Raw genomic sequence first — 22,248 nt, forward strand, 5'->3', positions numbered from 1 at the left:
TGCGCCGATCAGCGGCGCGGTTGCCGCCGGACCCTTGGAGAGTGGCACCGTGGGCATGCGGCCCCCCACCGGTTTACCTTCGTTGTCCCGACGCAGCCGAGTGCTGCTGGTGACAGCAGTCGTCCTCGCGGCGTTACTGCTGCTCGGGCCCCGGCTCACCGACGCCTACACCAACTGGTTGTGGTTCGGCGAGGTCGGCTATCGCAGTGTGTATCTGGGTGTGCTGCGCACGCGGTTGCTCCTGTTCGTCGTGGTCGCGTTGTTCGTCGGCCTGGTGGTCTGGGCCGCGCTGCTGCTGGCCTACCGGTCGCGGCCGGTCTTCGTGCCCGTCGCCGGGCCCAACGATCCGATCGCGCGCTACCGCACCACCGTGATGGGCAGGCTGCGGCTGTTCGGCATCGGCATCCCGGTGCTGCTGGGTCTGCTGTCGGGACTGGTGGCGCAGTCGAACTGGGCGACCGTGCAGCTGTTCCTGCACGGTGGTGAGTTCGGCCAGCAGGACCCGCAGTTCCATCTCGACATCGGCTTCTACACCTTCGATCTGCCGTTCTACCGGATGGTGCTGAACTGGCTGTTCGTCGCCGTGGTGATCGCCTTCTTCGCGAACCTGGTGACCCACTACGTCTTCGGCGGCCTGCGCCTGGCCGGTCGCGAGGGCACGCTGACCCGGGCCGCGCGCGTGCAGCTGGCCGTGATCGCCGGTATCTTCGTGCTGCTCAAGGCGGTCGCGTACTGGTTCGACCGCTACGACCTGTTGTCGAGCACCCGCAAGGAGCCGACCTTCGGCGGTCCGTCGTTCACCGACATCAACGCGGTGCTGCCGGCCAAGCTGATCCTGCTCTCGATCGCGGTGATCTGCGCGATCGCGTTCTTCGCCGGCATCGTGCTGCGCGATCTGCGGGTGCCCGCGATGGCGGCCGCCCTGCTGGTGCTCTCGTCGATCCTGGTCGGCGCGGTGTGGCCGATGGTGGTCGAGCAGTTCTCGGTGCGCCCGAACGCCGCCGACAAGGAGAGCCCGTACATCGAGCGCAACATCATGGCGACGCGCCAGGCGTACGGCATCACCGACGACAGGGTCGAATACCAGGACTATCAGGGCGAGAGCAAGAAGAGCCCGCTCGAGGTTCCCGCGGACGCGGCCACCATCGGCAACGCCCGCCTGCTCGACCCGAACATCCTCTCGCCCACGTTCACCCAGCTCCAGCAGCGGAAGAACTTCTACGGCTTCCCCGAGTCGCTCGACATCGACCGATACACCCTCAACGGCGACACCCAGGACTACATCGTCGCCGCGCGTGAGCTGCATCCGGCCGCGCTCTCGGGCAACCAGAAGGACTGGATCAACCAGCACACCGTCTACACCCACGGCAACGGTTTCGTCGCCGCGCCGGCCAACCGGGTGAACAAGCCGCAGTCCGACGCGCCGAGCGTGGTGGGCGGCAGCGATTCCGGCTATCCGCTGTTCATGGTGAGCGATCTGTTCACCAAGATGGACGATCAGCAGATCAAGGTCGAGCAGCCGCGGATCTACTACGGCGAGCTGATCGCCCAGACCGATCCCGACTACGCGATCGTCGGCACCGCCGAGGGCCAGGCCCCTCGCGAATACGACTCCGACCAGGCCTCCTACACCTATGAGGGCAGCGGCGGCGTGCCGATCGGCAACTGGTTCAACCGGCTGGCCTTCGCCGCCAAGTACGCCGAGCGCAACATCCTGTTCTCCTCGGCGATCAGCGACGATTCCAAGATCCTGTTCAACCGTGGTCCGCGTGACCGGGTGCAGAAGGTCGCCCCGTGGCTGACCACCGACGGCAACGCCTACCCGGCGGTCGTCGACAAGCGCATCGTCTGGATCGTCGACGCCTACACCACGCTGGACAAGTACCCCTACGCCCAGTCGACTTCGCTCGACGGCGCGGTCGAGGACAGCATCGACAAGAAGACCGGGCGCGTCATCCCGCGCAAGGAGGTCAGCTACATCCGCAACTCGGTGAAGGCCACCGTCGACGCCTACGACGGCACCGTCACCCTGTACGAGACCGACTCCACCGACCCGGTCCTCAAGGCTTGGCGCGGAGTGTTCCCGAACGCGGTGAAGCCGCAGAGCGAGATCTCGCCGGAGCTGCGGGCGCACTTCCGTTACCCGGAGGATCTGTTCAAGGTCCAGCGCGACATGCTCACCAAGTACCACGTGGACAACCCGCGTGAGTTCTTCACCAACAACGCGTTCTGGTCGGTCCCCAGCGATCCCACGATCGAGGGCGGCACCTTCAACCAGCCGCCGTACTACGTGTTGCTCGGCGATCCGAAGACGAACAAGCCGGTGTTCAACCTGACCTCGGCGATGGTCGGCTACAACCGGCAGTTCCTCTCCGCCTACATCTCGGTGCGCTCCGACCCCGACGGGTACGGCAAGTTCACCGTGCTGCAGTTGCCGGTCGAGACCCAGACCCAGGGTCCGCAGCAGACCCAGAACTCGATGACCACCGCCGACGCGGTGTCTCGTGAGAAGACCCTGCTGTCGAACTCCAACAAGATCCGCTACGGCAATCTGCTCACGCTGCCGGTGGCCGACGGCGGCATCCTCTACGTGGAGCCGTTCTACAACGAACGCAACACTGGATCCTCGACGTTCCCGCAGCTGCTGCGCGTGCTGGTGAGCTACCGCGACGCGGCGGGCAGCGTGAAGGTCGGCTACGCGGCGACGCTGGCCGAGGCGCTCAACCAGGTCATGCCGGGCGCCGGTTCGCTGGCGACGCCGTTCGGCGGCGATCCGGCCGTGAAGCCGAAACCGGGCGTCACGCCGCCGGTGGACCAGGGCACCACCACTCCGCCGAACGGCGGCACGACCCCGCCGCCCGGGACGACGACCCCGCCGGGGTCGACCGCCCAGGAGGCCGCGGCCGCCGAGCTCAGCCGCAAGATCGAGGCGGTGCGCACGGCGATGCGCACGGGCAACTTCACCGATTTCGGTAAGGCGCTCGAGGAACTGGACGCCGCGGTGAAGGCGTACCAGGATGCCGGCGGCCGGTAGTCGTCGGTAGCGAGAGCGAGAAAGGCCCCGCTGGATGGCGGGGCCTTTCTCGTGCAGGGGGAACGGTGGATCAGCCGCCGATCGAGGCGATCAGCGGGGCGCCGGCGTTGAGCAGGTCCTGGTACTGACCGGCGACGCCGTACTGGTCGGCCAGGGCCTGACCCGCGGCCTTGGCCTGGTCGACGGCGTTCTGGACGTCGGTCTTGGTCTGGGCGGGCAGCTCGACCGGGAGCTCCGCGGCGGGCTCCTCGACGGCGGGCTCGGGCTCGGAGGTGCCTGCCTGCAGGTAGCGGCCGCAGTGCGGCCACGCGCCGACACCCTGGCTGGCGAGCACGTTCTCCGCGACGCGGATCTGCTCTTCCTTGCTGGCGTTGTGCGCCGAACCCTGACCGCCGTTGGCGGCCCAGGTGCTCTGCGAGAACTGCAGGCCACCGTAGTAGCCGTTACCGGTGTTGATACCCCAGTTGCCACCGCTCTCGCACTGCGCGACACCGTCCCAGTTGTGGGTCGCGGCGGAGGCGGTGCCGGTGGCCAGGCTGAACGGAACGGCAACCAGGGCGCCGGTGATGGCGGCGACGCCAAGGGCACGGGTGCGGAATTTCCGGGTCTCAGTCATGGGGGAGACGCTAACCAAGAAATCCATGACGATCACATCTTGATAACGAGACAATTGTATGAATGAAATAGCCGTCTTACCAATGTTTACGCTGCATAGCGTGGGGGAATACCTAGATCCCGGTCGGTCTGTTATTGGTCCGTTATGTGCGTGAGATCACGCCGAAATAGTGACCCCGGTCACGCGAATCCGGCTCTCCGCACGCGCCGCTCGTCGAGTCGAGCGAGAATATGACGTCGGTCACAATGTGCGGTTCCGCGCGGCCCGGCAGCTCGTCGAAGATCGCGTGCAGCGCCGGGAAAACCTGCCCTGACCTCACGATTTGGCATCCGCGCTAACCCGTGTGTAATGTTGTATTCACCGACGCGGGGTGGAGCAGCTCGGTAGCTCGCTGGGCTCATAACCCAGAGGTCGCAGGTTCAAATCCTGTCCCCGCTACAAGCGCCTCAGGCCGGAAGATCGAAAGATCTTCCGGCCTGAGGCATTTTCGTCGACTGACTGCGTGGATGCGGCACGCGATCTCCGCGCCTCGCGGTCCTGGCTAGGGGCCGGTAGTCCGGTCCTCAGTCGTCGGATGCGGTAGTGGGCAATCGAACCAGGGTGGAGTCGGTACCGGCGTCGCGCGGGTCTGCTCGATGTGACGGCGGGTCGGGCTCGAGGTAGTGGCCGGCGAGGATCTCGCCGAAGCGGGTTGTCTGGGCGACTATCCCGGCGGGGTCGATGGCGATGGTGCCCGCACGCCACGCGGTCGTCAACTCCACGAAACCGCCGACGGCCATCAGCACGGTGCGGTGGAACTCGTCGTAGTTCACGCCGTTTCGTAGCGACGGCCGCATGCCCGTCGCGAGCATATCGGTGACGAGGAATATCAGGTCGCGGCGACGGCGCTCGAGTACTTCGCTGCCCGCGTGGTCGCCGAACAGGACCTGGGTGCGGCGTTGGTCGGTAGCGAAGCTGGTGACCACGGCTTCGACTGCGCGACGCAGCACTTCGAGCGGTGGTGAACTCCCGCGATCACTGATCGCCGTGGCCAGGGTGGCCGTCGTTTCGTCGCGCACCTGGTCCCATGCCGCGGCAAGCAACGTGTCTCGATCGGCGAAGCTCTCCCGGAAGTATCGATCGTTCAGCCCTGCCCTGGCGCATACGCTGCGCAGGCTCACCGCCGCCCAGCCGCTGTCGGCCCAGATGTCGATGGCGGCGTCGATCAGCTGCTGGCGGCGCGCGGCACGGCGCGCCTGGGCAGTGCGCCCGCCCCAGGTCTGGGAGGTGGTCATGGCTCCATCTTGACAAAGGCGGGCGGCAAGAGAGCTAATTGGTGACGGAGTGTCACCAATTTGGTGGCTGTCACCGTGCCTCCGTCGAACCTTCGCAGCGTCGCGAAAGGACACCACATGCACCACGACATTCGCCGCAGGATTCAACAGCGTGCCGCCGACTTGGCCGACCTGTATCCGTCGAGAACCATGCCGCTCGCCGAGCCACCGGCTGGAAGCGGTCTGCTTCCGGTGCCGGGCAACGCGGGGTTACCTCTGATCGGCCAGTCGTTGCGGGTCTACACCGACCCGCTCGCATGGGCGCGCAGCACCTTCGACAAGTACGGCGAGGTCTCCTGGACGCAGGTGTTCGGCCACCGCGCCGTCTGCGCGCTGGGCCCGGCCGCGCTGGAGACCGTCTGGGCCGACCGGGACAAGGCCTTCTCCAGCGAGAAGGGCTGGGAATTCTGGATCGGGCCGTTCTTTCGACGTGGCATCATGCTGCTCGACTTCGATGAGCACATGTATCACCGGCGCATCATGCAGCAGGCGTTCACGCGGCCTCGACTGATCAGCTACCTCGACCTGATGGGGCCGGGCATCGATCGGGACCTCGCATCGTGGCGGCCCGGCAACGGCTTTCGGTTGTACGACGCCGTCAAGCAGATGATGCTGAACCTGGCGACCGAGGTTTTCGTCGGCGAGGAAATGGGTTCGCGCGCCGAACAGTTGGAGCGCGCGTTCGAGCACACAGTGGTCGGCGGCCAGGCGTTGATCCGGGCACAGGTGCCGGGCGGTACGTGGTCGCGGGGGTTACGTGGCCGCCGGGTCCTCGAGGAGTACTTCCGTGCCCGACTGCCCGCCAAACGCGCCGGGGAGGGGAACGATCTGTTCAGCGTGCTGTGTCGCGCGAGGAGCGAGGACGGGGAGGTGTTCTCCGACGCCGACGTCGTCAACCACATGATCTTCGTCCTGATGGCCGCGCACGACACCACCGCCGTCACGGCCTCCATGCTCACCTATCTGCTCGGCGCCGATCCGCACTGGCAGGAGCGGCTGCGCGCGGAATCGCTCGCGCTGGGGAAAGCCTCGCTCGACTACGACGACCTCGATCGCCTGCCGTCGCTGGATCTCGCGTTCAAGGAAACACTGCGCATGTACGCCCCGGCGGGAATGCTGATTCGCCAGGCGATCGAGGACACCGAGATCCTCGGTCACTACATCCCGGCGGGTACCGACATCCTCCTCGGCGCGTATCCGTCGATGCGGCTGGCGCGGTGGTGGCCGCGACCGGACGAGTTCGACCCGGAACGGTTCGCCGCGGATCGGCGCGAGGACAAGGTGCACCGCTATGCCTGGTCCCCCTTCGGCGGCGGGGCGCACAAGTGTATCGGTCTGTACTTCGGCGGGATGACCGTGAAATCCATCATGCACCGAATGCTGCTTCGATACGAGTGGAGTGTTCCCGTCGGCTATCAGCCACCGTTGACCTGGGGCACCGGGCCCACTCCCGACGACGGCCTGCCGATCGACCTCCGGCCACGGCACGCCCGCGCGGCCGAATCGACCTCGGCCGTATGACGCCCAGGATCAGCGTCGACCGGAACCGATGCGAGGGCCACGCGCTCTGTGTCGCGTTGGCGCCCGACGTCTACGGGACCGACGACGAAGGCAAGGCGACCGTGCTGGTTCCGGTCAGCGAGGACCAACTCGACACCATCCGACTCGCGGTCGACACCTGCCCGGTCGCGGCCCTTCGCTTGGAGGCGCCGCGACCGCCCGCGTACTGACGACCCCCTATGGCGGCCGTTCTCGCCCGGCGCCGCCTCCCATCGGTCGGCCTTACCGTGACTACCGGCATGGCTGCGCGGCCCACGGTGTACGCGTCGAAAAGTGCGCACCGGCAATCGAGCCCGGCCGGGGTCCCCGATTCGGACGGCCGGGAGCCGGTCGACGGCACCGGCGGGTGTGAACAGCATCGTCAGCAAACCGATCCCGGCCGTTCGAGTGGCGGCCGGGAACCCTTGTCGGGCAGGGTGCGTGCCGCACAGTCGAGCCTGCGGGCGGGACGTCGGACGACCCCCGTCCGTCGGTCACGGCGGGACCGTTCCCGGCGACGTTCGCCGTGGCCGGTGGCGCTGCCACCAGTCCCCCGAGTTCCTCGGGTCCGAATCCCGAGGTGCGCAGGGCAATCCGGTAATGATGGGCCGGTGAGGCCCGGCGGAGCGCGAGCGCGGGCGGCCGGGCCGTCGCGCGATCGGCGCGGAACGGCCGAGCGGTACCAGTGCCGGGCAACATTCCAGCCACCGAACACTGCGAAGCGGCTCGGATCGTGGGAAGCTTTGTGAGTAATCAGCGCGATGAACGGGAAGAAACCGGACGGTTGACAAGCTCGAGATACCCCAAATACTGTGCAGTTCAATGAGTCCTGTTCTGCCGTTCGAACCTTTCGAGAGGGATCAGCGCGCCGGTTCGCCCGGCCGAGACGCCCTCAGACCCGCGCCTCGGGCCGCCGGAATGGCGACGTAGCGCGTCAGCTTTCCGGCCGAACGGCCGACTCCAGCCGGGCCCGCACCCACTGCGCGACCACGGCAATCCGCGGACGATCTCCGCGCCCCTTCTGCTCGACCGCATCGAGATTCGTTGTGTCGACGCACGAATCGTCTGAGTCGTCGAACTCATTAGTTAGTACTACGAATCGATGGTGACATGACCCGCTCCGCGATCTGGTAGCCCCCACACATACTCGGCAGGGGGCTCGGGGGAATTAGCGTGTTTCGCGGAAGGATGTTCAGAGGTGACCGGTTCGACGTTCGACGTCGCGATTGTCGGTATGTCCTGCAGATTGCCGGGCGCCGCTGATCTCGAGGGGTTCTGGCAGCTGCTCAGTCAGGGGCGGGCCGCGATCGGGACCGCGCCCGCCGGGCGGGACGCGATCACCGAGCGGGCCGGATTCCTCGACACCGTAGGTGATTTCGATGCCGACTTCTTCGGTGTCTCGCCCAACGAGGCACGTGCGGTCGATCCCCAGCAGCTGCTGGCGCTGGAGCTGAGCTGGGAGGCGCTCGAGGACGCCGGGCTGGCGGCGCCGGGGCACCGGTCGCGGCCCTATGGCGTGTTCCTCGGCAGCACCGGCAGCGATTTCGCCGAGGTCATGGCCCTGCGCGGCGGTCCCGGCGTCAGCAGGCACGCGCTGTGGGGGACCGGGCGCGGCATCATGGCCAACCGGATCTCGAACCACTTCGGTTTCGGCGGACCGAGTCTCGTGGTCGACAGCGCCCAGGCATCGTCGCTGGTCGCGGTCCACCTGGCCTGTGAGAGCCTGCGCAGCGGCGAGAGCGAGGTGGCGCTGGCCGGCGGCCTGAACCTGATCCTGTCACCGTCCAGCGGTGCGCGGATCGAGCAGTTCGGCGCGCAGTCGACGCGGGGCGCCTGCTACACCTTCGACGCCAGGGCCGACGGGTTCGTGCGCGGCGAGGGCGGCGGCATGGTGGTGCTGAAACCGCTGGACCGGGCGATCGCCGACGGCGACCGCGTCCACGCCGTGATCCGCGGCAGCGCGGTGAACACCGGCAACGAACGCAGGGTACTGAGTGCCCCGAGTCGGACGGGGCAGGCGGCGGCGATCAGCGCCGCATTGCGCGCGGCCGGGGTCGACGCGTCCTCGGTGCAGTACGTCGAATTGCACGGCACCGGAACACCGGCGGGCGATCCGGTGGAGGCTGCGGCCCTGGGTGACATCTACGGCGCGGACCGGGCGCCGGACGCCCCGCTGGCCGTGGGCTCGGTCAAGACCAACATCGGCCATCTGGAAGGCGCCGCCGGCATCGCGGGCCTGATCAAGACCGCCCTCTGCCTGAGTCGCGCAGACCTGGTACCCAGCCTGAACTTCGACTCACCCAATCCACGAATTCCCTTGAACGACTTGGGCTTGCGCGTAGTGACCGCCAACGAGGGCTGGTCGACCGACACCGTGCGCCGGGCCGGAGTGTCCTCGTTCGGCATGGGCGGTACGAACGCCCACGTGATCCTGGAGGAAGCCCCGGCGGTCATCCCTCACCACGGGACAGCTGTCGCCCCTTCTACCACTCACCGTGGGCAATTCGCCACCGCGCGCACTGCACGCGGTGGGGTCGACGTCGGGGTGGTGCCGTGGGTGTTGTCCGCGCGCACCGAAACCGGTGTGCGGGCCCAGGCGGAGCGGTTGCGGAAGTGGTTGGGCGGCCGTCCCGAGCTGGATGTGGTCGATGTCGCGCATTCGCTGGTGACCACCCGGGTCGCGATGGAGTGGCGCGGGTACGCGGTCGGCCGGGATCGTGCGGAGTTGCTGGCCTCGTTGGCGGCTGTGGCGGGGTCCGGGGCGACGATCGTCGAGGCGGCGCCGCGAAAGGTCGCGTTCGTTTTCCCCGGGCAGGGCAGCAGGTGGGCCGGTCTGGCGCTGGGGCTGTTGGCGTCGGACCCGGCGTTCGCCGAGTCGATCGCGGATTGTGAAGCGGCGCTGGCGCCGTACGTGGGCTGGTCGCTGCGCGCGGTGCTGCGCGGCGACGAGGGCGCGCCGTCGGCGGATCGCCCGGACGTGGCGCAGCCGGTGTTGTTCGCGGTCATGGTGTCGATGGCTCGGCGGTGGCAGGCGTCGGGCGTTGCACCGGATCTGGTGCTCGGCGACGGGCTGGGCGAGATCGCCGCCGCGCACATCGCCGGTGGGCTGTCGCTGGACGACGCGGCGCGCGTGGTGGTCGTCCGGTCGCGGACCGAGGACGCCGCCCGACAGCGGCGAGACCTGGCGTCGATCCGACCACGCTCGGGGGCGGTCCCGTTCCGCTCCACGGCCTCGACCGACCCGGTCGACACCGCGGACCTGGATGCCGAGTACTGGCTCCGATCGCAGCCAGCCCCGGGCCGGTTCGCCGAGGTGGTATCCGCGCTGATCGCCGACGGCATCACCGGATTCGTCGAGATGAGCCCACACCCGGCCCTCACCTCCGATCTCGCCGACGTGGCCTCCGACACCGTCGCGGTGCTCGGTTCGCGGCGGTTGGGTGAGGACGGTCCGGACTGGTTCGTCGCCCTGCTCGCCCAGGCCTACTGCGCCGGCCTGTCGGTCCGACCGGACGCACTCGTCACCGGCGGATCGCGAGTCGATTTGCCGCCGTACGCATTCCAGCGCCGGAACTTCTGGTCCGGAACCCCGAGGACCCTTCCCCCGGGCGTCTATTCCCCCACCGAGCGCGATGCCGCAGGACTCAGGGCACCGGATCTCAGCGGAGCGGGTGACGGCACCGCAGGGGTCCCGGCAACGCAGCTCGACGACCCGGAGCGCGACGGCACCCGGTTCAGCGCCTCAGGGCGGGGGGCTCTGGGCCACGAAGATCCGGCATTCGGAGTGGCGGGCCACAACGGCGCGCAGCCGACGACCACGGCGAATGGTGCTGGGGATCACGGTGATCAGGTCCGGGTAGATGCTCGGGACGACACCGACCTGGCGCGGACTCTCGCCGCCGCACCCGAATTCCAGCGCGACGCACTAGTTCTCGACATTGTGCGGCAGCAGGCCGCCGCGGTCCTCGGCCACGAGTCGCCGACGGCGATCCACCCCGACCTGCCGTTCACCGAGAGCGGCTTCGACTCGATCAGCGGTGTGGAGCTGCGCAATCGGTTGACCACGGCCACCGGTGTGCCGCTGCCCGACACCCTCGTCTTCGACTATCCGACCGCGACAGCGGTGGCGGGGCTGCTGCGGGCCCGTGTCGCCGGGCGCGGGCAGGACCGGCACCGGGTCTCGCGGCGCACGACCACCGACGAACCGATCGCGATCGTCGGCATCGGCGCGCGTTTCCCCGGTGGGGTGGCCTCCGCGGAGGATCTGTGGGACCTGATGATCGCGGGACGCGACGCCATCGGTGAATTCCCCACCGATCGCGGGTGGGACCTCGACCGCCTCTACAACCCTGATCCTGGTACCCCGGGCACCGTGTACACCCGCCACGGCGGATTCCTCGACGGTGCGGGCGATTTCGATCCCGGCTTCTTCGGCATCAGCCCGCGCGAGGCCTTGGCGATGGACCCGCAGCAGCGCGTGCTGCTGGAAACCGCCTGGGAAGCGCTGGAGGACGCGGGCATCGACCCGACCTCACTGCGGGGCGGCGACACCGGCGTGTTCGTCGGCGCCTGCTCCTCGGGGTACGCGCGCCGGGTGACCGGTGACCTGGAGGGGTTCCGGCTCACCGGTACCTCGCACAGCGTCATCTCCGGCCGGATCGCGTACGTGTTCGGCCTGGAAGGGCCCGCGGTCACGGTGGATACGGCGTGTTCGTCCTCGCTGGTGGCGCTGCATCTGGCGTGCCAAGCGCTGCGTCAGGGGGACAGTTCGCTGGTCCTCGCCGGTGGCGTCACCGTCGCGGCCAGCCCGTACCTGCACGTCGACTTCGCCCGCCAGCGCGGCCTGGCTCCGGACGGCCGGTGCAAGCCCTTCTCGGCCGCCGCCGACGGCGTGGCCTGGTCCGAGGGCTCCGGCGTGCTGGTGCTGGAACGGCTCTCGGACGCGCAGCGATCCGGCCACCAGGTGCTGGCCGTTGTCCGCGGCAGTGCCGTGAACCAGGACGGCGCGAGCAACGGCCTGACCGCGCCGAACGGTCCCTCCCAGGAACGGGTGATCGCGCAGGCGCTGGCCAACGCGGGAATCACGGCGGCCGACGTGGATGTCGTCGAGGCGCACGGGACCGGAACCGCCCTCGGTGACCCGATCGAGGCGCAGGCCCTGATCGCCACCTACGGCCAGGGTCGCGCGGACCGCGAGCCGCTGCGCATCGGTTCGCTGAAGTCGAACATCGGCCATACCGTGGCCGCCGCGGGTGTGGCCGGGGTGATCAAGATGGTGCAGTCGATGCGGCACGAGCGGTTGCCGCACACCCTGCATCTCGATTCGCCGTCGCCGCATGTGGATTGGTCGGCGGGCGCGGTGCGTCTGCTGACCGAACCCGAAGCGTGGACCGCCGGGGAGCGGCTCCGGCGAGCGGGTGTCTCGTCGTTCGGGATCAGCGGCACCAACGCGCATGTCATTCTCGAGGAAGCGCCGGCCGCACCGGTCACCGAGGACGCGCCCGCGCGGACGGCGACGATCACGCCGCTGCTGGTGTCCGGGAAGGGTGAGCCGGGTTTGCGCGCGCAGGCCGCGCGACTGCACGCGTGGCTGTCGGACCACCCCGAGGTGGAGGTCGCCGACGCCGCCTATTCACTGGTCAGCACCCGCGCGCACCTGGATGCGCGCGGTGTCGTGCTCGGTCGCGATCGCGATGAGATCCTCGCGCGGTTGGCCGACCTCGCCGCTGGGGGAACCGGAGCCGGTGTCGTCGACGGCAGCGCCGGTGCGGGACGGACGGCCTTCCTGTTCACCGGTCAGGGCGCACAGCGGATCGGCATGGGCGCCGATCTGTACGCGGCGTTCCCGGTGTTCGCGACCGCACTCGACGCGCTGTGCGAGCACTTCGATCCCGTGCTGGGCCAGTCGCTTCGCGAGGTGATGTTCCACGGCGACAGCGCGGTGCTGGACCGGACCGAATTCACCCAGCCCGCCTTGTTCGCCGTCGAGGTGGCGCTGTACCGGCTGCTCGAATCCTTCGGTGTGACACCGGATGCGGTGATCGGCCATTCGATCGGTGAGCTGGCCGCGGCCTATGTGGCGGGAGTGTGGTCGCTGCCGGACGCGTGTGCGCTGGTGGCAGCGCGGGGTCGGTTGATGGGCGCCCTGCCCACGGGCGGCGCGATGCTCGCCGTCGCGATCGACGAAGCGCGCGCGGTCGCGATCGTCGCCGCCGTCGGCGATCGCCTCGCGGTCGCGGCCGTGAACGGCCCGTCCTCGACGGTGCTGTCCGGCGATGCCGACGCGATCGAGGAGATCGAGCAGCGACTCGTGGCGGCCGGCGTCAAGACCAGCCGATTGCGCGTCAGCCATGCCTTCCACTCGGCGCGCATGGACCCTATGCTGAACGAATTCCGTTCTGTAGCAACAGCTATCGCCTACTCATCGCCCCGGGTGCCGATCGTGTCGAACCTGACCGGTGAGCTCGCCGGGAACGAGATCGTCGACCCGGAGTACTGGGTCCGCCAGGTGCGGGGCTGTGTGCGGTTCGCGCCGGGCGTGGACGCGCTCGCCGCCGGCGGCGTGCGCCGGTTCGTCGAGGTGGGTCCCGACGCGGTGCTGTCGGCGCTGACCCGGAACTGCCTGGCCGAGCACCCGGAGGTCGAACCGGAGTCGACGGTGGTCGCCACCGCGCGACGGTCGGCCGAGGAGGTGACGCAGTTCGTCACCGGTCTCGCGCAGGCACATGTCGCCGGTGTTCGGGTCGACTGGACTGCGCTGTTCGCGGATCGCGCGGCGCGACGGATTCCGCTGCCCACCTACGCGTTCCAGCATCGCCGGTTCTGGTTGCCGCCGGTGCAGGACGCGCCGCATTCGACCTCGGGTCACCCGATCCTCACCGAGGTGGTGGGCCTGGCGGGTACCGACGAGTGGCTGGTCACCGGCCGTCTGTCGTTGCGCGCGCAGCCGTGGATCACCGATCACGCCTCCTACGGCGTGGTGGTCGTGCCCAGCGCGGCCCTGGCCGAGTTCCTGCTCGCGGCCGGTGATCGAATCGGTTGCGGTGTGCTGGAGGAGCTCACGCTCCAGGCGCCGATCCTGCCGTCCGGCACGGACGAGGTCGAATTGCAGGTACTGGTGCGGGCGCCCGACGCGTCGGGATCGCGCCAGTTCGAGTTCTCCTTCCGGACCTCGCCGGAGGGGGCATGGACGCGCAACGCGACCGGTGCGCTGTCGGCGCGAGCCGGCGATTCGGCCCTGCTCGCGCGCCTGCGCGGCGAGCAGTGGCCGCCGGTGGATGCCGAACCGATCGCCGCCGAGGAGATTCCGGCGCTGATGTCGAACGGCTCCGGCCTCGAGTACGGCCCGGCGTTCACCGGCGTGCGCGCCGCGTGGCGACGAGACGACGTGGTCTTCGCCGACCTCGCCCTCGTCACCGACACGGCGGGGGACTCGGGCCGCTACGGCCTGCATCCCACGCTGCTGGATATGACCCTGCACGCCGGACTCGCCCAGCTGGTGTGGCGTGACGCCGCCGCCGACGCGGCCACCGGCAAGCTGCTCTTCCGCTGGGGCGGGGTCCACTTCCACGCGCCGACGGCCGAGGTCACCTCGCTGCGGGTCATCGCCGTGGCGACCGGCCCGGAGACCGTATCCGTCGCCGCCGTCGATCCGGACGGCACGCCGATCGTGTCGGTCGAGGCGGTGGTGATGCGTCCCTACGACGTGAACGCCTTCCGGAGCGCACTGGCCGACGACGACGCACAGCTGTACGAGGTGCGCTGGGAGCCCGTCGTGGTCACCGGTGGGTCCGCGCCGTCGATGGCGGCGCTCGCGGGCACGGTGGTGCGGGGGATCGACGTCTCCGTCACCGTGACCGATCTGGCTGCCGCTGAACAGCTTCCGGATGCGGTGGTGTGGCGGGCGCCCAGCGGTGAGACGCCGGCGGCGGTCCGCGACGGCGTCCTGACCACCCTCGCGACGCTGAAGTCCTGGCTCGCCCACGAGCGATCGCCTCGCCTCGTCGTGGTCACTACCGCGGGCGCCACCCTTCCCGGCGAAACGCCAGATCTGGGCGCGGCCGCCGTGTGGGGCCTCGTGCGCAGCGCGCAGTCGGAGCACCCGGGGCGCTTCGTCCTCGTCGACGAAGATCCCGCCGCGCCGCTGGACGCGGAGCGGATCGCGGCCGTCACCCGGTCGGGGGAGCCCCAGGTCGCGGTCCGCGGCGCGGAGCTCCTGGTACCCAGGCTGACGCGCACGTCCGCGTCGGCGGACACCGGCGCCACGTCGTTCGGCGACGGCACGGTGCTGATCACCGGCGGCACCGGCGGACTGGGCGCCCTGTTCGCCCGCCACCTCGTCACCGCGCACGAGGTCCGCAGCCTGGTGCTGACCTCGCGCCGGGGTCCCGCGGCTCCCGGCGCCGCCGACCTGGTCGACGAGCTGCGGCGCGCGGGCGCCGACGTCCGCGTCGTGGCCTGCGATGTCGCCGACGCCGACGACATCCGGTCCCTGCTCGACACCATCGCCGCCGACGGGCGGCTGACCGCCGTCGTGCACGCCGCGGGCGTCCTCGACGACGGCGTCGTCGAGTCGATGACCGACGACCAGATCGACCGGGTCCTGGCGCCGAAGGTCGACGGCGCGTGGCACCTGCACGAGCAGACCCACGAGCTGTCGGCGTTCCTCGTGTTCTCCTCGGTGTCCGGGCTGCTCGGCACGGCCGGACAGGGCAACTACGCGGCGGCCAACGGTGTCCTGGACGCGTTGGCCGAACAGCGTCGCGCCGCCGGTCTGCCCGCGACCGCGCTGGCCTGGGGTCCGTGGAACCAGGCGGGCGGGATGACCGGCGCGCTGGATCGCGTCGCCGTCGCGCGCTGGGACCGGCTGGGCCTGGGACAGCTCGGTGACGACGAGGGACTGCGCCTGTTCGACGCCGCGCTCGCTCGCCCGGACGCCCGCCTCGTACCGATCCGGTTCGACGCGACCGTCCTGCGTCGCGAGTCCGACCCCGACACCGTCCCCGCCGTCCTGCGCGGTTTCGTCCGCCGCCCGGCCGTGGCCCCCACGCCCACCCTCCACGCGGCGGGTTCGCTGGGCGCGCGCCTGGCGGGCGTGCCCGAGGCGCAGCGCCCCGCCGTGGTGCTGGCGGCGGTCCGCGACCAGGTGGCCGCGGTACTCGGCCACGATTCGGGTGAGGCGGTCGACGCGGGTAAACCGTTCCGCGAGCTGGGTTTCGACTCGCTCGGTGCGGTGGAGTTCCGCAACCGGCTGGGCAAGGCGACCGGCCTGACCTTGCCGTCGACCTTGGTCTTCGATCATCCGACCCCGGCGGCCGTGGCGAAGCTGGTGCAGTCGCGGGTCGAGCCGAAGGCGGCGAGCGACCCGGCCGCGCGGCCGGGTCGGCGGGCGCGGGCGGACGAACCGATCGCCATCGTCGGCATGGCGTGCCGGTACCCGGGTGGGGTCGCCTCCGCGGACGAGCTGTGGGAGCTGGTGTCCACGGGCACCGACGCCATCGGCGACTTCCCGGCGGATCGCGGCTGGGCGCTGGATCGGCTGATCGATCCCGACCCCGATCACGTGGGCACGACCTACTCCGGGAAGGGCGGCTTCCTGACCAGGGCGGCCGACTTCGACGCGGACTTCTTCGGGATCGCGCCCCGCGAGGCGATCGCGATGGACCCGCAGCAACGACTGCTGCTCGAGGTGTCGTGGGAAGCGCTCGAGCACGCGGGCATCGATCCGATGTCGTTGCGCGGCACCGATACCGGGGTGTACTCGGGCGTGATGTACCAGGACTACGAGACGCTGACCCGGCAGACCCCCGAGGTCGAGGGCTACGTCGTGACCGGGGCCGTGGGCAGTGTGGCGTCCGGGCGGGTGTCCTACGCGCTGGGGTTGGAGGGCCCCGCGATGACGGTGGACACCGCGTGCTCCTCGTCGCTGGTGGCCTTGCATGTGGCCTGCCGGGCCCTGCGCCAGGGGGAGAGTTCCCTCGCGCTGGTCGGCGGCGCGACCGTGATGGCGACGCCGATGGTGTTCCTGGAGTTCTCCCGGAATCGGGGGCTGGCCTCGGACGGTCGGTGCAAGTCCTTCTCGGCGGCGGCCGACGGCGTTTCGTGGTCGGAGGGCGCGGCCGTGCTGGTCGTGGAACGGCTTTCGGACGCGCGGCGGCTCGGCCACAACGTGCTCGCGGTCGTGCGGGGCACCGGCGTCAACCAGGACGGCGCGAGCAACGGCCTGACCGCGCCCAACGGACCGTCGCAGGAACGGGTGATCGCGGCGGCGCTGGCCGACGCGGGCCTGACGCCGGCGGACGTGGATGTGGTCGAAGCGCACGGCACCGGCACCACCCTGGGCGATCCGATCGAGGCGCAGGCCCTGATCGCGGCCTACGGGCAGGACCGCGACGAGCCGCTGCGCATCGGCTCGCTCAAGTCGAATATCGGACACTCGCAGGCCGCGTCCGGCGTGGGTGGCGTGATCAAGATGGTGCAGGCCATGCGCCACGACACCCTGCCCAAGACCCTGCACGTGGACGCGTTGTCGCCGCATGTGGACTGGTCGGCCGGGTCGGTGCGGGTGCTGGCGGAGGCCGAACGGTGGCCCGCCGGTGCGCGGCCGCGGCGGGCGGGGGTGTCCTCGTTCGGGATCAGCGGCACGAACGCGCACGTCATCCTCGAGGAACCGCCGGTGGTTCCGCTCGCCGCGCGAGCGTCGGCCGCCCCCTCCGGGATCGTCCCGCTGCTGGTGTCGGCGAAGTCCGAGCAGGCAATGCGGGCGCAGGCGGATCGGCTGCGGCAGTGGCTGATCGAGCGCCCGGACGCCGACCTGCGGGACGTGGCGTCGGCCCTGCTCGACACCAGGGCGCTGCTGGAGTGGCGCGGTGGCGCGCTGGGCGTCGACCGCCAGGAGCTCCTGGACGGGCTCGCCGACCTCGCGGCCGGGACGGGATCGTCCATGTCGGTCACAGGTGTTGTGGGACAGGGCAAGACGGCCTTCCTGTTCACCGGGCAGGGCGCGCAGCGCCCCGGCATGGGCGCCGAATTGTCCCAGGACTTCCCGGTGTTCGCGGCCGCGCTGGACGAGGTCTGCGCCGAGCTCGATCGCCACCTCGGCGGATCGTTGCGCGCGGTGATGTTCGACGCCCCCGAGGCGGGGCTGAGCCGCACCGAGTTCACCCAGCCCGCGTTGTTCGCCTTCGAGGTGGCGATGTTCCGGCTGCTCGAATCGTGCGGTGTGCTCCCGGATGTCGTCGCCGGTCATTCGATCGGCGAGCTGGCGGCCGCCTATGTCGCCGGTGTCTGGTCGCTCGCCGACGCGTGCGCGCTGGTGGCGGCCCGAGGCCGGCTCATGGGCGCGCTGCCCGAGGGCGGGGCGATGCTGGCGGCGGCGGTGTCCGAGAACGAGGCGATGGAACTGGTGGCCGGATACGGTGACCGGCTGGCGGTGGCCGCGGTGAACGGCCCGGAGGCGGTGGTGTTCTCGGGCGACGAGGACGCGGTCGACGAGCTCGCCCGCCTGTTCGCCGAACGTGGCGGCCGCACGCACCGGTTGCGGGTCAGTCATGCGTTCCATTCGGCCCGGATGGATCCGATGCTGGCCGAATTCCGCACGGTCGCCCAGGGTCTGACCTATCGCGCGCCGCTGCTGCCGATCGTGTCCAATGTGACCGGCGCCGCGGCGGGCGACACGGTACTCGACCCGGAGTACTGGGTGGCCCAGGTGCGCGGCTGCGTGCGCTTCGCGCCCGGGGTGGACGCGCTGGTCGAGTCCGGAGTGCGCCGGTTCGTGGAGGTGGGCCCGGACGCGGTGCTCACCGCGATGACCCGGTCGTGCCTGGCCGAACACCCCGAGCTGGAGGCGAAGTCGGCGGTGCTGACATCGTCGCGGCGCTCGGTCGCGGAGACGGCCGGGTTCGTCACGGCGCTGGCCCAGGCGCACACCGTGGGGCTGCCGGTGGACTGGACGCCGGTGTTCGCCGGCCGGGCCGCACGACGAGTGACCCTGCCCACCTATGCCTTCCAGCATCAGCGGTACTGGGTGCGGCCGGTCGAGGCCTCGGATGTCCGGCAGTCGGGCCTCGACGACGCGGCCCATCCGCTGCTGAGCGCGATGGTGCGGCTGCCGGATTCCCCGGACGTGGTGTTCACCGGCAGGCTCTCGCAGGCCGGTCATCCCTGGCTGGCCGATCACGCCGTCGCCGGGGTGGCGCTGCTGCCCGGCGCCGCGCTGGTGGAGCTGGCTCTGCACGTGGGCACCGTGGTGGAGTGCCCGCTGCTCACCGAGCTGGTGATCGAGGCGCCGCTGCCCATCGCGGCCGAGTCCGCCGCCGAACTGCGTGTGGTGGCGGGCGGCCCGGACGACACGGGCGCCAGGACGGTGTCGATGTATTCGCGGGCGGCAGAAGAGGATTCGGACCGGTGGGTCCGGCACGCCGTCGCGACGATGACCGCCGCGCCGACCTCCGCCGCCGGATCCGACCTGGTGACCTGGCCGCCCCCGAACACCGCCCCGATCGCGCTCGCGGACGCCTACGCGGGCCTGGCCGAGCGCGGCTACGAGTACGGTCCGGCCTTCCGCGGGCTCACCGCGCTGTGGGGTGGCGAGGGCGAGGTGTTCGCCGAGGTCGTCCTGCCGGAGTCGGTGCGCGCGGACGCCGCCGCCTTCGGCCTGCATCCGGCACTGCTCGACGCGGCCCTGCACGCGATCCTGCTCGGTGGCCTGGTTCCCGACCAGCCCACCGGCACCGTGGCCGTCCCGTTCACCTGGGAGAACGTCGTTCTGCGTGCCACGGGAGCGACCACGCTGCGCGTGCGCGCGACCTCGGCCGGGACCGGTCCGGGCGGTGCGCGGATCACGTTGACCTTCGCCGACCAGGCGGGTTCGGCGGTCGCCGAGGTCGGCCTGCTGACCCTGCGGTCCCTGTCGACCGACGCGCTCGGCACGGTCACCCGCCGCGCGGACAGCGTCGGCTACGAGCTGGACTGGGTCGCCGCCCCCGAGCCCACCGTCGCCCTCGGCCTGGGCGACTGGACCACCTCCGACGACGCCGAGACCGTCACGATCGACGGTCGAACCGCCACGGTGGTGCGCCTCGACGGCGCGTCGACCGGCACCGATCTGCCCGCCACCGTGCGTGCTGCGATGACGGAGCTGTCCGTGCGGGTCCAGCGCCTGCTGGCCGACGACGGACGCATCGTCGTCGTGACCAGCCGGGCCGTCGCCGTGCACCCCGGCGAGCAGGTGGCCTTGGCCGTCGCGGCGGCCTGGGGACTGCTGCGCACCGCGCAGAGCGAGAACCCGGACCGGATCCTGCTCGTCGATGTCGACTCCTGGGCCGACTACCGCGCCGCCGTGGCCCTGGCTGTGGCGACCGACGGCGAATCCCAGCTGGCCGTGCGGCGGGGCAGCGCGTACCTGCCCCGGCTGCACCCCGGCGGGGGCGCGCTCGAGGTGCCGGACGCGGTGGAGTGGGCGCTGACCCCGCTCGACCAGGGCACGTTGTCCAGCGACAACTTCGCGCTGGTCGAGCGCCCGCGCACCGCTCTCGCCCCGGGACAGGTGCGAGTGAGCATGCGGGCGGCCGGGCTCAACTTCCGTGATGTGCTCATGGCCTTGGGTACCTATCCCGATCCGAACGGCCGCATCGGCGGCGAGGGCGCGGGCATCGTGCTCGAGGTCGCGCCCGACGTCATCGAATTCGCGCCGGGTGACCGGGTGTTCGGCTTCACCCCCGGCGTCGCCTCGGTCGCGGTGACCGATCACCGGCTGCTCGCGCGGATGCCGCGCGGCTGGTCGTTCACCCAGGCCGCGGCCGTGCCGATCGTGTACGCGACGGCCTACTACGGCCTCGTCGACCTGGCCGCCGCGCGACCCGGCGAGACCCTGCTGCTGCACGCGGCCACCGGTGGGGTCGGTATGGCGGCTGTCCAGCTCGCCCGGCACTGGGATCTGCGTCTGCTGGTCACCGCCAGCACACCGAAGTGGAATGTGCTGCGGGAGATGGGCTTCGACGACGATCAGATCGGTGACTCGCGGACCCTGGACTTCGAGCGGAAGTTCCATGCCGTCACCGGCGGTCGCGGCGTCGACATCGTGCTCGATTCGCTGGCAGGCGATTTCGTGGACGCGTCGTTGCGGCTGCTTCCGCGCGGTGGCCGGTTCGTCGAGATGGGCATGATCGACCGCCGCGATCCCGCCGCCGTGGCGGCCGCCCACCCGGGTGTGCGGTACGCGAGTTTCATGCTGATGGAGGCGGGCCCGGACCGGCTCCGGGAGATCCTGGCCGCGCTCGTCGACCTGTTCGAGCGCGGTGCGCTCACGCCGAGCGCGACCACGGCGTGGGACCTGCGCCGGGCGCCCGAGGCATTCCGGCACCTCAGCCAGGCCAGGGGGATCGGCAAGAACGTCCTCACCGTGCCGACACCGTTGCGGCCCGAGGGCACTGTGCTGATCACCGGCGGCACCGGCGGGCTCGGCGCCGTGGCCGCGCGCCACCTGGTCACCGCGCACGGCGCGCGGCGACTCGTCCTGGCGGGCAGGCGGGGTCCGGCGGCTCCCGGTGCGGCCGAACTCGTCGCCGAGCTCACCGAACTCGGCGCACAGGTCGACGTGGTCGCCTGTGACGCGGCCGACCGCGCCGCCCTGGACGCGGTGCTGGCGGCGATCCCGGTGGAGCATCCGCTGACCGCCGTCGTCCACTGCGCGGGCGTGCTGGCCGACGGCCTGCTCGCCACCATGACCGCCGACCGGATCGCCCGAGTGCTGCGGCCGAAGGTCGACGCCGCGTGGAACCTGCACGAGGCGACCGCGCACCTGGACCTGTCGGCGTTCGTGCTGTATTCGTCCGTCTCCGGTGTCATCGGCAATCCGGGGCAGGCCAACTACGCCGCAGCCAACGTCTTCCTCGACGCGCTGGCCCGGTACCGCCAGGTGCGCGGGCTGCCCGCGACCTCGGTGGCGTGGGGTCCGTGGCAGCAGAGCAGCGGCATGACCAGCGGCCTCGGCGAGGCCGACCTCGTCCGGTTGCGGCGCGAAGGTCTGCTCCCGCTGGGCACCGACGACGGCATGGCGCTGTTCGACGCGGCCCTGGCGGGCGGCAGGTCCGCGTTCGTCGCGGTCCGGATCGACCCGGGCGCGTTCGGTGCGGTCGATCCCGGCGAGGTCCGGCCGGTCATGCGCGCCCTGGCCCGGCCGACCCGGCGCAGGGTCGGCGACGCCACCGGGTCGCGGGCGGCGTCGAACGACGCGGCGTCGTTGGCGGCGCGGCTGCTCGGCCGCGGTGTCGCCGAACAGGACCGGCTCGTCCTCGACGTCATCCGTGCCCAGGCCGCGGCCGTGCTCGGTCACGCGAGCGCGGACGCGACGGCCCCGGACAAGCCGTTCAGCGATCTCGGATTCGACTCGCTCGGCGTCATGGAATTCCGCAACCGGCTGAAAACCGCTGTCGGCCTGCAGTTGCCCGCGACCGCCATGTTCGACTACCCGACCCCGGAAGCGCTGGCCGGATTCGTCCGCCGGGAGATCGCCCCCGTCGACGACCCCGCGCAGCGGATCACCGACGAGGTCGACGCGCTCGCCCGCAGCTTCGACACCGCCGACCTGTCCGCCGCGGACCGGTCCGGGATCGCCGACAAGCTGGCCGCGCTGGTGCGCAGGCTCGAAGGCAGAGACCCCGGCGAGGTCGACATCGCCGGCCTCGACGCCGCCGACGACCGCGAGCTATTCGACTTCATCGACAACCTCAGCTGAGCTGAACGAG

6 protein-coding genes and 1 tRNA gene are annotated in these 22,248 nt (G+C 70.6%); 5 read left to right on the forward strand and 2 right to left on the reverse strand.

Annotated elements, in window-relative coordinates; translation table 11 throughout:
- Nucleotides 1–49 precede the first annotated feature (49 nt).
- Nucleotides 50–3,034 (forward strand): UPF0182 family protein, encoded by a 2,985-nt coding sequence (locus ACIO52_RS06345; RefSeq protein ID WP_218721963.1) that lies wholly within the window; start codon nt 50–52, stop codon nt 3,032–3,034.
- 70 nt (nt 3,035–3,104) lie between these two features.
- Here ACIO52_RS06345 and ACIO52_RS06350 read toward each other — a convergent pair whose 3' ends face one another.
- The gene (locus tag ACIO52_RS06350; protein ID WP_316575834.1) at nt 3,105–3,650 is read right to left on the reverse strand and encodes a transglycosylase family protein; all 546 of its coding nucleotides are present in this window, start codon (nt 3,648–3,650) and stop codon (nt 3,105–3,107) included.
- A 364-nt stretch (nt 3,651–4,014) separates the two neighbouring features.
- On the opposite strand from ACIO52_RS06350, the gene ACIO52_RS06355 reads away from it, so the two are divergent.
- Nucleotides 4,015–4,088: transfer RNA gene (locus tag ACIO52_RS06355), tRNA-Met, on the forward strand.
- A gap of 125 nt (nt 4,089–4,213) precedes the next feature.
- Here ACIO52_RS06355 and ACIO52_RS06360 read toward each other — a convergent pair.
- The gene (locus ACIO52_RS06360; RefSeq protein WP_218721961.1) at nt 4,214–4,924 is read right to left on the reverse strand and encodes a TetR/AcrR family transcriptional regulator; all 711 of its coding nucleotides are present in this window, start codon (nt 4,922–4,924) and stop codon (nt 4,214–4,216) included.
- Between the two features lie 117 nt (nt 4,925–5,041).
- Here ACIO52_RS06360 and ACIO52_RS06365 point away from each other — a divergent pair, with 117 nt between their 5' ends.
- The 3 genes from ACIO52_RS06365 (at nt 5,042) to ACIO52_RS06375 (ending at nt 22,238) form a co-directional block, all read left to right on the forward strand.
- The gene (locus ACIO52_RS06365; RefSeq protein WP_402642089.1) at nt 5,042–6,484 is read left to right on the forward strand and encodes a cytochrome P450; all 1,443 of its coding nucleotides are present in this window, start codon (nt 5,042–5,044) and stop codon (nt 6,482–6,484) included.
- On the forward strand, nt 6,481–6,693 hold the full coding sequence (locus ACIO52_RS06370) for a ferredoxin (RefSeq protein ID WP_402642092.1): 213 nt from the start codon (nt 6,481–6,483) through the stop codon (nt 6,691–6,693). Before ACIO52_RS06365 ends, ACIO52_RS06370 begins: the two co-directional genes overlap by 4 nt.
- A 1,007-nt stretch (nt 6,694–7,700) precedes the next feature.
- Nucleotides 7,701–22,238: an SDR family NAD(P)-dependent oxidoreductase gene (locus ACIO52_RS06375; protein ID WP_402642095.1), complete on the forward strand. Its 14,538-nt coding sequence runs from the start codon at nt 7,701–7,703 to the stop codon at nt 22,236–22,238.
- Nucleotides 22,239–22,248: the final 10 nt, after the last annotated feature.

Origin of the sequence: Nocardia sp. NPDC087230 (assembly GCF_044744725.1) — a bacterium.
In the GTDB taxonomy this organism is placed as follows: domain Bacteria; phylum Actinomycetota; class Actinomycetes; order Mycobacteriales; family Mycobacteriaceae; genus Nocardia; species Nocardia canadensis.

Excerpts from the sequence above, each read along its gene's own strand:
- ACIO52_RS06350 (WP_316575834.1), bottom strand. The coding sequence starts at position 3,650 with ATGACTGAGACCCGGAAATTCCGCACCCGTGCCCTTGGCGTCGCCGCC.
- ACIO52_RS06360 (WP_218721961.1), bottom strand. The coding sequence starts at position 4,924 with ATGACCACCTCCCAGACCTGGGGCGGGCGCACTGCCCAGGCGCGCCGT.
- ACIO52_RS06370 (WP_402642092.1), top strand. The coding sequence starts at position 6,481 with ATGACGCCCAGGATCAGCGTCGACCGGAACCGATGCGAGGGCCACGCG.
- ACIO52_RS06365 (WP_402642089.1), top strand. The coding sequence starts at position 5,042 with ATGCACCACGACATTCGCCGCAGGATTCAACAGCGTGCCGCCGACTTG.